General features: G+C 68.2%; 3 protein-coding genes and 1 pseudogene. 2 read left to right on the top strand and 2 right to left on the bottom strand.

Going from position 1 to position 11,398, the window contains the following annotated elements:
* The coding region (locus tag D7Y13_RS45935; protein WP_208734505.1) for a hypothetical protein at positions 1–1,150 on the top strand (1,150 nt) is incomplete at its 5' end.
* Positions 1,151–1,643: 493 nt separating this feature from the next.
* Here D7Y13_RS45935 and D7Y13_RS30115 read toward each other — a convergent pair.
* Together D7Y13_RS30115 and D7Y13_RS30110 are read right to left on the bottom strand one after the other, a co-directional pair.
* Entirely contained in the window at positions 1,644–8,756 is a 7,113-nt protein-coding gene (locus D7Y13_RS30115) for an RHS repeat-associated core domain-containing protein (protein WP_120583478.1), read from the bottom strand.
* Between the two features lie 529 nt (positions 8,757–9,285).
* Positions 9,286–10,374: a serine hydrolase domain-containing protein gene (locus tag D7Y13_RS30110; protein WP_158620357.1), complete on the bottom strand. Its 1,089-nt coding sequence runs from the start codon at positions 10,372–10,374 to the stop codon at positions 9,286–9,288.
* Between the two features lie 193 nt (positions 10,375–10,567).
* Here D7Y13_RS30110 and D7Y13_RS30105 point away from each other — a divergent pair.
* A pseudogene (locus D7Y13_RS30105) lies at positions 10,568–11,398 on the top strand (hypothetical protein); the annotation flags it as partial.

The following is an 11,398-nucleotide window of genomic DNA, read 5'->3' as shown; positions in this document are numbered from 1 at the left end:
AGCGAGAGGTGCGCACGGCGCTGGGACGCGCCGTGTTGCCCGGGGCGGGAGGGGCGTGGTTGGCTCCCTGCTCCCCGTGAGCCCGCCGCAGACCGATCCACCGATTCCCGTCGCCGCGAAGAGCCGGCAGTCGTTGGAGCAGTACATCGGGCACTGCGAGTCGCTGGGTCGGTATCAGGTCCAGGACGTGCTGGTGGTGCGCAGCTACGCGGGGGACCTGCAGCTGTGGGTGAACCCGTCGTATCCGGACTACCGCAAGGCGTGGGTGAGCGCGTTCGGAGCGGTGCCGACGGGGCACGACGTGGACCACGTGTACTCGAAGGCCCGGGGCGTGCTGTACGGGTACGGCTACGTGCGGCTGGCGCTGGTGGACGGGGGCATCAACAAGGGCAGCGGCACGTTCGAGAAGCTGATGGGGCAGGTGTACCAGGAGAACGTGAGCCAGGGCTTCGCGATGCAGCCGCCGGAGATCCGCTACGCGGACGACGTGCAGGCGCTGAAGTTGAAGCACGTGTCGTTCAAGCCGCGCCAGAAGTACGCGGAGAGCACGAAGCCAGGGCAGGCCATCCTGGGAGGCACGAGGCTCACGGGGACCACGAAGCCCCTGACGCCCCTGGCGCAGCGGGTGGTGGTGCCCCTGGCGACGCCGCGCAACGTGGCCACGTCGAAGCCGCTGGTGACACCAAAGGCGCTGACGCCGACGGTGCCGAAGCGTCCGCTCCAGGTGACGGCGGTGACGGTGCACCGGACGGGGAGTGGGATCCGGGTCGTCTCCGCGCCAAAGTCCTACGAGTGGTCTGGGGCGGTGGTGGAGTGGCTGATGAGCGCGCTCATCACCTCCGTGAACTACAAGCGGACCCAGGAGGCGCTGGACAAGATCCTGGCGGGAGTGGAGCAGCACATCCCGAAGAACGGCGGCGTGCTGATCGCGACCGTGTACGAACAGCCGGGCAACGCGGATCAGTACGGCTATTCGACGGAGCTGTTCATGTACGCCTACGTCATGGCGTACGGGGCGACGGCGCAGGAGGCGTGCCAGCGCTACGAGGAGGAACTGGCGCGCCGGGGCGGGGCCACGCTGTCACCGGCGGCCCGGCAGTCGTGGAGGAAGGTGGAGCACCACGTCTGGGTCCAGGCGGGAGAACGCTGAAGCCGTTCGGGTGGAACATCATTCGTCCGATACATCCACCCCGGCGCTGAGTCCGGTAGCGTCAAAGGTCACGGTCCAACGCTGCGTCAGGTGCTTGTCGTCCGGGAATAAGACCGTGTCCGACAGTGCGGGACCGCCGCTGTGCCCGACCTCGATAGCGGCTCACGGTCCATCCGACAGCGAGGCTCCCGGCGGAGCCATCGTTGAGCGGGCTGGGGTCCACATGGCGGAGCGCAGCTGGGCGTTCAACATCCTGTTGAAGGAACAGGAGGGGGAGGAGCGAGACTTCCCATGCAGCAACCATCCAGGAAGTGCGAGCGCTTCTGGTGGCTCTCCTGCGGAGTGTGGTGGCTCCGATTGCACATGTCCTGGCGTGGCTCGGCGCTGCGGATGGTGCTCAGCCGGTGGATGTGCTGATGGCGGACCGCACCTCGCCGTCGTGACTCCCCTGGCAGCCCTGGGGAGGAGGCGTGGGGCCTCCTCCCCGGGGAACTCAAGGCAGTTTCATCAGGTACCAGGCGCCGACGCCCTCGAAGTTCGCTGGCGAGCCGAACGCCTTGGGGTCCACGAAGTAGGCCTTCCCCAGGTTGTTTCGCCCCAGGACGATGTGGGCGATTCCCTTCCGGTCGATGGTCATGAGGCCGCCCATGGCGCCCTGCTCCCAGTTCGCCACGACGGCGTAGGCCTCCTCGAAGCCGCTCATCGTGACAAACGGCCGGCCGAAGTACGCCTCGATGGCGTCGGGAGTCATTCCCTCGACCGACCTGAGCGCGCTCGCGGGATTGCCATTGAGCGTGGCATGGCCCGCGATCACGCAGTTGGCGCAATTCTTACCGCCACCGCCGATGTTCACGTACTGCAGCTCCCCGCGCAGCTGCTCATAGTAGGGGTCGAACTTGGACGGCTTGATGACCGACGACGGGCTCGGGGTGAAGAACGAGCCGACAATGCCGGTGACGGTTCCCCACGCGTAATACCAGCCGTTCCCGCCGGAGGTGATGCCCCAACTGGCGCGCATGTTCTGCGTGCAGCCCGGACACCAGAACATCAGCGAGTCGCCGAGGCCCTGCGAGAAGCTCGACCACCGGTCGAACCACGAGTTCTCCCGGACGGCGGTGGCCTCCGCGCCCTGCTCCGATGCGAGGACCCGCTTAATCGCCTCCTTGTACGTGAAGCCCGCTGCCGCCATGGAGTCGAAGTTGAAGGACGGGTCCATGGCGATGCCGGTGGCCGTGTGGACGATGATCTTCAGGTTCAGGCCCGCGAGGGTCTTGGGCCCCTGGGCGAACGTGGCCGTGGCCGTGATGGGGTTGGCCGCCTGGGGGTTCGCGCCGCCGCCGGACGCGCCCGCGGAGGGGAAGTACAGGCCCGGGTTGTTGATGCCGCTGGGGCCACCTCCGCCGCCCGGCATGCCTGGGAAGCCCTGTCCATCCGGGCCCCGGCACTCATCTCCGATGCACCCCGCCCCCAGCACCGGATCCATGCCTGTCGGGTCGGCGCGGTTGATGGGGTCGTTCAGCGAGAACGCATAGGGATGGGTGGTGGCCGCGGTGCGGACGACGAGGAGCGGATCGCGGCTCAAGAACCGTCCGATGACCGGGTCGTAGACGCGGGCGCCCAACTGCGACACCCCCAGCGACTCCAGGGCCTCACCGCCGTTCCACTGGTCGCTGGAGTAGAGCAGGGAGCCCGGTGACACGGAGCCGGTGGACTTCGCCTCGCCGAACCCCTGGTAGTCCACGTCCTGGATGAACTGGCCCTGGATGTCGGCGGAGTAGCGCGTGCCGCGGATCTCCCCGAAGGGGAAGCGCCAGGGGCCCTTGAAGCCCTGCCGGGTGGCGACGATGCCGCCCGGGCCCGGGATGCTGCGGGTGAGGACCTGGGTCTTCTTCCCGTCGATGACCTGCTCCTTCAGCTCCAGAAGGCCACCGAACCTCCACACGTGCCGGGCGTCCCTGCCCGAAACGCTCAACTCCATCTCCTCCAGGCTGCCCAGGGCGCCGGAACGGAAGGTGGCGGTGCCCTCGGGCGCGGAGATGGAGCGCACGTCGCCAGACGGCAGATAGGTGAGCTTGCGCGTCCCCGTGCGGGTGGGCTGGCTGAGCACGTTGCCGGAGCTGTCGTGGGCGACGTTGCACGCGGTGCCGCCCAGCCCTCCGTTGCCATAGCCGATGCGGCAGAGCCGGTCGCGGTCCACGGTGCCGTAGCTCATCGCGGCGTCAGCGGTCCCGAGCACGTCGTTCTGCGTGAGGACGTTGCCCAGGGCGTCGTAGGAGTAGCTCCAGTCCGCGAAGGAGGTGCTGCCCGTGGAGCGCTTGAAGGTCGCGAGCCTGCCGAGCGCGTCGTAGGAGAGGTTCCTCTTCACGCCGGGGGAGACGCCGTTGACGGTCTCCGTGCGCACCAGTTCGCGGCCCACGGCGTCGTAGGAGGCAATGCCGACGCCGCGGGAGCCGTAGCTGGACGCGAGGGTCAGGCCGCGCGGCAGCCGGCGCCCGGTGTCGTCGAAGTCCCCGACGAACTCCACCACGCCTCCGTGGATGGCATTGCGCACCCGGCCGAACGGGTCGATGGACTTCGCAACGAAGAGCTCCTGGCTGATGTCCGGGCCCTCGTACTTGACATACATGGGCCGGCGCGCGGTGTCGTAGGCGTACCAGGTCACCTCCTTCTCGTAGCCGGTGTCGGGCAGCTGGAACGTGAACGCGTCGAGCGCCCCGTTCGCGTGCAGGTCGCTCTTCTCCACGTAGTACGTGCCCTGGGCGTCGGTGTAGACGTGCGCGTTGGAATGGCCGTAGGCGTCGTAGCTGTAGAAGACCTCACCCAGGGGGGACCGGGTCTGCGCCAACCGTCCCAGGACGTGGGTCGGGGTGACGAGGGACGTGGGGCTGGCGCCGACGTCGTAGAGGAAGTCGTGGACGGTGTCCGGCTCCGTCACGCCCAGGGTGCGGTCCTCGGAGTGGGTGAGGCGGCTCAGGGCGTCATATTGGGAGACCTGGCTGCGAGCGCCAGTGGGGGCCGTGACGGACTCGGTCCAGGTGACCTCCAGCGGCTCGCCCCAGGTGCTGTACTTCATCGTCTTCACTGCGCTGTCCGGCTCCTGCCACGAGACGCGCTGGCCGAAGGAGTCCTGGACCCACGACGACGTCACCGGGCCCGTGAGTCCCACGGGATCCAGGTAGCGGGTCATGCTCGTCACCTGGCCCAGCCGGTCATGGGTGAAGGTGGCGTGCTCCAGCGGGGTGCCGCTCTTCGTCGTCGTGCGCGACAGCACCCGGCCCACCGCCGTCAGGGTGGAGGAGCGCAGGACGTTCACCTGCGGCGTGGTGGAGATCATGGCCGCGGCGTCCCGGAGGGACACGGTCTCCAGGTGGTTGGCGAACGTGCGCGAGTAGCAGGTGGGGAGCAGCTCGGTGCCCAGGTTGGGCGTGGTGGTGTAGGCCTGCGGGCCGTTGCCGCGGATCGCGCAGGACGGGGTTCCATCCAGGTTGAAGAAGGAGCTGGTGCCATAGGCGGTGGCCGCGTTCTGCGAGGCCGGGTAGGGGTCCGCCGCGAACACCACGCGCCCCATGTCGTCGTACGTGCGCGCGCCGCTGATCATCACCTCGGTGCCGTAGTCGCTGCCCAGGGGAGACTCGGTGCGGCGGGTGCGGCCCAGCTCGTCCATGAACGTGGTGGTGGTCTCGCCCACGGCGCTGCCCTCGGTGCCGGGCGTGACGGGATCCATGAAGGTCTTGGTCGTCACGCGACGGCCGAGCGGATCCAGGCCGGTGTAGCCCAGGTAGCGCGTCGTCGACATCACGCCCAGGGCGCCGCCTTGAGGCTGCACGGTGGAGCGCACGGGCCGCTCATAGCCGTCCCGGTCGATGCCGTACCAGGTCAGGGTGGGGTCGGTCATGCCGCGCGACGCGAGGGTGAGCGGATCCAGGTTGAGGGTGGTGGTGAGCGTCGGAACGCCGGTGGCGTCCACGCGCTGCTCCGTCTGCGCGAGCCCGAACTCGTCGTAGGCGAGCTTCACGGTGCGCGTGGCGCCGTCCTCACGCACCCGGGTGACGGAGGAGGGATTGCCGGCGGCATCGTAGCTGGCGGTGTACTCGGTCACCGTGTTCAGGATCGCGCCGGTGGTGAGGTCGCGCCGGTCGCGCAGGTGCGAGGTGAGGCGGCCCACGGAGACGCTGCCGGAGGCCAGGCCGTCGTAGCGCCAGGACTCGGAGGCGTAGGTGACGAAGGGCGTCTTGTCGCACGTCCAGTAACGCCGGCTTTTGGGCGCGTGGAGCACCCGGGGGGCCGCGCCCGTGCTGGTGGGCGTGGCGTACAGCGTCTCCACGCAGAGGTCGTCATCGGTCCGGTAGACGTCGTTGGCGTGCTTGGCATTGAGGGTCCGGCCGTAGTCGTCCACGTCCGTCGCCTCCGAGCGGGTGACCACGTTGGCGGTGGAGGGCGGTGCCGCGCTCCCGCGCCAGGAGTCGGTGACGCGCGAGTAGGCGAAGCCGTGCGCGCGGCAGGCGTCGTACCCGCTGTTGACGACCAGGTACGAGGCCGGGAAGTCGAGCGGATAGGCCAGCTCGAAGCAGTCCAGGCCCTCGTTGGGCGTACCGGCGGGCACGGGCTCCGGGAAGTACTTCGTGCCCCATTCCACGTGCGAGGCCTTCAGCCGGCTGCCGTAGGTGGTGAGGTCGGTGGCCAGCAGCGTCCAGGGGTCCAGGCTGGCGCTGGTGACGGTGGTGATGTCGCGCACCTTGCCGGTCAGCAGGGAGCGGCCGAAGCGCACGGCCGGGGAGGTGTTGTCGAAGGCGGGCTGCGGATACGTGTCCGTGATGGTGGCGTAGCCCTCGCCCCTACCCAGGACGGTGACGGTGCTCATGGACACCGAGCGCTGGTAGGCGGGCATGGTGAAGGCGTGGAGCGCGGAGTCGTAGACGAACTCGGCGCCACCGTAGGCGTAGCGCGTCTCCGCCAGGGTGCCGCCCAGGCCCAGGCCGCCGACGGTGGCGACGGAGGAGACGACGACCTCCGGGAAGGGGACCTGATGCTTGGTGGTGCCGTCCTCCTTGGCGGAGCGGTAGGCGATGGTGGTGAACGCGCCGTAGTCGTTGTTCACGCGGATGAGACGGCCGGCCTCGGGCTTGCCGGGGCGACTTCCGCCGGAAAGTTGGTAGACGTCCAGGTTGGTGCCGTTGAGGCGGATGACCTCGGGCTTGCCATCGCCATTGAGGTCATAGAGGCCGCTGCGGGTGTCGGACGTCAGGCCGTCGCAGCGCTCCGTCTGGCTGGAGAGGGAGAAGGTGCTTCCCGTCACGCTGATGTTCACGGCCGGGGCGAAGCCCGCTCCGGTGCCCACCGCGACGGTCCATTGCCCGGACGAGTTGAGGTCCACGTAGTCGGGGATGCCGTCGCCGGTCAGGTCGCGCAGCCCCTGGGTCTGGCCGGAGCCGTAGGGGGTGCTCAGGGGAGGATCCGGATTGGGCCAGGTGCAGATGCGTTCCTGGGCGTTCTCCTGCACGGACAGGCGGCCCGGCAGCGTCAGCGTCGCGACGCTGAAGCCGCTGCCCGTGCCGAGCGAGACGGTGGAGCCCTCCACCCGGTCGAGGAGGCCGTCACCGTTGACGTCGGCGAGGCCACACTCGACGCGCTGGGTGTCGCTGGTCGTGAACCACAGGCCCACACCGCAGGCGGCGTTCGGCTTGAGCGTGACGGGCGAGGAGAAGGCGGTGACGCTGTCGGAGATCATCACGCCATAGGTGTTGAAGAAGGCCTGGACCGCGTTCCCGTCGGTCAGCGTGGGCTGCACCTTGATGGAGCAATCGCCGTAGTAGATCGCGCCGTCGGCGCTGCCGTTGAACGAAGGCGGGATGGCTTTCACCTCGATGGGGGAGGAGTTGAAGACGAAGTCCGGGAAGCCATCGCCGTTGACGTCCGTCACCTCCCATTCGGTGTAGGTCTTCTCTGGGTCCGCGAACGCCACCGCGCCCGTGGGGCCGCACCCCGGGGTGCCCGAGGACGTCTGCTCCCACTTCGGGATGCTGGCGTTCCACCTCCAGCACAGGCGGACCCCGCGGTCGCGGCCGCTGAAGCGGCTGGAGAGGGGCAGGTAGCCATTGCTGAGGGAGTGGCCCAGACCGACGAGGTGGCTGTAGAGCGCGCTGACGGAAATCGTGCGGCGCTGCCACTGGATGCCAGTGGGGCCGGTGCCGGGCGTGTTGAGGTAGACGACCCACTTGTACGGGGACTCGCCGGCGTCGATGAAGTCGACGCGGCCATCGCCGTTGACGTCCAGGGCCTGACGCCACACCCGGTCCTTGCCGCTGGCGGCGGGGTTGCCAGGGAAGCGCATCTCCGTGGCGCTCATCGACCCGAAGGGGCCGGAAGCGAAGGTGGCGTCGGCGAGCTGGGCGTTGACGGTGCCCAGGGTGGTGGCACCCGCCGCGCCGGGCTTGTTGAGGGCGACCCAGAGCTTGCCGCTCTTGGCGTAGACGAAGTCGGGCAGGCCATCCCCCGTGACGTCGGTGAGGCTCTGCCAGGTGGCGGAGCCCACTTCGGACGTGAGCGGCGGCAGGAAGGTGCCATCGCGGCCGGTGCTGGAGAGCTTGGTGGTGTCCACGCCCGAGGGCATCGGGATGGAAGCGGTCTTCGCGTAGGTGAGCGTGCCGCTGGTGGTGGCGAGGCCGTAGGTGAAGGAGGCGACGGGGAGCGCGACGGACTGCTCCGGGGTGCCCTGGCGGCCGAGCACGTTGACGGAGACGAGGCGGGGCAGCCGGGTGTCGGAGTCGGTCTGGTAGGCGAAGGTATAGGTGCGAAGCCGCTGGGGGGAGCTGGCGCAGGTGGCGCGGCTGGAGACGTCCAGGGTGCTCAGGGTGCGCACCCGCGTCATGACGATGTTGGTGTTCAGCAGCGACAGCGAGAGGGGCGACGAGACCGGGGCGCCGTAGTTGAGGGTGACCTCGTTCTTGAAGCAGTTGGACTGGGGGTGCTTGTTGTAGAGCACCTGCCGCAGGTCGATGGTGTAGCCCACGCCCGCGCCCGGAGTGGCGACGCCGGAGACGTCGTAGAGGAGCTGGACGGCGGTGTTGTCCGGGCCGGTGATGGACGTCAGCAGCCAGAGGCCCGCACCGAAGAGCAGGTTGGGCTGGGTGAAGGTCCAGGTCCAACCCTCACCGTCGTACATCACCCATGTGCCCTCCACCTCCTTGAGGAGCAGGTCGGGCGCACCGTTCCGCGCGCCCCAGTGCAGCACCTGCGGCGGCCCCGCGGAGACCTGCCGTGGAAACAGCTCCAGGGTCTGTCCCTGGAGGGAGAGGGTGACCTGCTCACGGCCCGTGGGGGCGCCCGTGCCCACCCGCGGCTTGCGGTGGGCGAAGGTCAGGTCCCTCCGGATGTAGGAGAGCGGGATGTCCCAGCCCAGGCCCACCGCGCCCACGCCTCGGCCCCCAGAGCCGATGGAGACGGGGACGGGGAGCCCGCCGCGCGAACCTGGCAGGTCCAGGGGGATGGAGGCGGAGTAGCCGCCGGAAGCATTGACCGAGCCGAGCGAGGTGCCGGTGTCGGAAGCACGCGCTGCGTAGTGGCCCCCCGTGGGCGCCAGCTGCGCCGCCCCAAGGTGAGGCCACATCCCCAACACAAGTCCCAGGGCCAATCCCAGCCACGGGCGCGAAATCGTCATCTGCATTGAAACCCCCTCTGAGCAGGTATCAATACAGAAAATAACGCTAGAAGTGAAGTCCAGGAATTCCATGGACTCAGTGCGTCAGCGGCAGCCAGCCGTCCCAGCCGGATTCAGCGAATCCCTGGCGGAGCGGGATGTTGTAGACGTCGCAACGTCGCAATCTTGATGGCCCCATGGAATGCCACAGGGCACATCGCGCGGCTCGTCGTTCGCCCCTCCGGTGCCTGACCCGCCTATCCCTTGCCCAGGCGAGCCTCTCCCAGGACGGCGATGACGCCACCGAGAAGCGCGTAGCTCCGAGCGTCCAGGTAGCCGACCACGTCCATGAACGGGACGGCCTCTCTGCGGTGGAGGCCTGGGCTGCGGGTTGTCCGCCAGTGACGTGTTTCGCAGCGCGGTCGCGTGCAGCAGGTCGGGCTCGGGTGGTGTGGTTTTGCAGGCCACGAGCCACATCGTTGGAGTGTCATGTGGGTTCCTATGGCTTGGGGTTCTGGAGCCTCAGAAGGGTTTCCGCGAAGGCAAAGAGCTTCGCGTCATCAGGACGCAGGCTGCTCAGGAACAGGATCGTGCGACCGTCTTCGAGGACCCGCCAGGAGATGGTGCGATAGGCGCCACACGTCCCGTCGTTCGATGCGAGGGTCTGGGCTTCCGGTCCCGACCCCAGCGTGCGGACGCGTCCGCCCAGGGCATAGGACGACTCGGGACGCTCGACGGTCAGCAGCGCCTTCCGTGACGCAGGCGACAGGAGTTTTCCCGAGAGCACCCCGTGGTTCAGGCGAAGCATGTCGTCGGCGGTGCTGTAGAAACCGCCACCCGTGACGAGGTAGTTCGGGAGCGGGTAGACGCGGCGCTCTATCTTCGGTTCCAGGGACCTGTATCCCAGGGCCAGATTTGGAATCGTCACCGCTTCACCCGCCGCGATACCGCTGTCCGCCATGCGCAGTGGTTTGAACACGAGGCGCTGGGCGAGCTGTGCATAGGGCTGCCCGGAGACGCGCTCCAGGATGGCTTGCACGAGAATCCAGTTCGAGATGTTGTAGTCAAAGCGCTCGCCAGGACGGAACACGAAGTCCCCGCTCGCGTATCGAGTCACCGCTTCGGCCTGGGGCCGAGTTTCGCGCTCAATGCTCGGATCCTTCTTGTATTCATCCATGAGGCCGTTGGGCAGGCCGCTGCCATGGCTGAGCAGATGACGCAGGGTGAGCTGCTTCCCTGTGTCCGCTCGATACTCCGGGAGGTAGGTGCTGACAGGGGTATCGAGCGCGAGCTTTCCCTCGTCCACCAGCCGAAGGACGACGATCGACGTGAGCCACTTGCTCACGGAGCCCATGAAGAAGCGGCTGTTGCGAGTAAGAGGCCGCTTCGTCTCGGCGTCCGCGACACCGAACGCCTCCGCGTACTCCGCGCGTGAGCCCTTGCCGATCAGGACGACGCCATTGAAGTGCGTGTCCGCGACGAACTGCCTAACTCGGGCTTGAAGCCCCGCATCCTCCGCCGCCTGGACTGGAAGCGCGACGCAGAGGACAGCCAGCGTCGTCAGGCAGGCCAGGTTCAAGGGATTCACAGGCAATGGGTTCCTCGCCGCGGCGGTGGGAGGCCTACCGTAGGCCAGATCCTGGGTACGACGGGACCTTCCCGCGATTGCAGGAAGGCACATGCCGCATGGCAACAAGGTGGCTGCTTCCTCCACCGCCGCCGGACTGAACGTCAGACGTGTGTCCTTTGCTTCATCGCTGGAACCCTCACCGGCGGTGCGTATGCACATGAAGCAAGGCTGGGTCGTGTGGCTGTGGCTCCTTTTGCCAGCATCCGCGTGGGCCGAGGACGATCAGACGTCGCACCCCGTGGAAGCAGGCTTGCAACCTGAAGAGCACGTGACGCCACCTCCCGTGGAACAGGGGGCCAGGGAAGTGCCCCCGCTCCGGCGGTGGCACTTCCTCACCCGACTGGAGGCCACGACGCTGACGCTGCTGCCGAGAGATGGCATGGGCCAGGACGAAGGCTTCGTGCAACTGGAGCCCTCGCTGGTCGTGGACGGAGGGGAGCTGTTTGGCCTCAACCTGGGCGCCCCGGTGCGGCTGCGGTTGTGGGGCGAGAGCAGGGGGGCGGGCAGCGTCCGTGAGGAGGACTGGGATACGCTGTCTGACTGGGGGCAGGTGGTGCGCCTCCTCTCGGTGGGCAGCGACGCATCCCCGGTGGCGCTGTGGGCCGGCTCCCTGGATTGCTACAGCCTGTTGTCAGGGCACCTGGTGCGGCGCTACTCCAATCGCAACAATCCGGACTACCACCCGGCCGGGGCCGTGCTGACGGGCACCCTGGGGCCCCTGTACACCGAGGCGTTTGTCTCCGACGTGCTGGGGGCCCGCCTGATGGGTGCCGAGTTCGCGCTGGACGTGCAACACGTCCTGTCCGGCCAGTCCGCGCAGCCAGGCCGCTACACGCTGGCACTTTCGGCGGTGCACGAGGGGACAGGGATTGGAGACACGGCACGGCGGACGACGTTGGCGCATGTGGACGCGGCGGCGGTGGTGCTGGTGCAACGGGGCATGAACAGCGGCTTCGAGGCGCAGGTGTTCGCCGGGTGGGGA

Origin of the sequence: Corallococcus praedator, from assembly GCF_003612125.1 — a bacterium.
Lineage (GTDB): Bacteria > Myxococcota > Myxococcia > Myxococcales > Myxococcaceae > Corallococcus > Corallococcus praedator.
The sequence above is the reverse complement of the archived record's forward strand: the minus strand, read 5'-3'. Positions and strand labels throughout refer to the sequence as shown.

Excerpts from the sequence above, each read along its gene's own strand:
- D7Y13_RS30115 (WP_120583478.1), bottom strand. The coding sequence starts at position 8,756 with ATGTGGCCTCACCTTGGGGCGGCGCAGCTGGCGCCCACGGGGGGCCAC.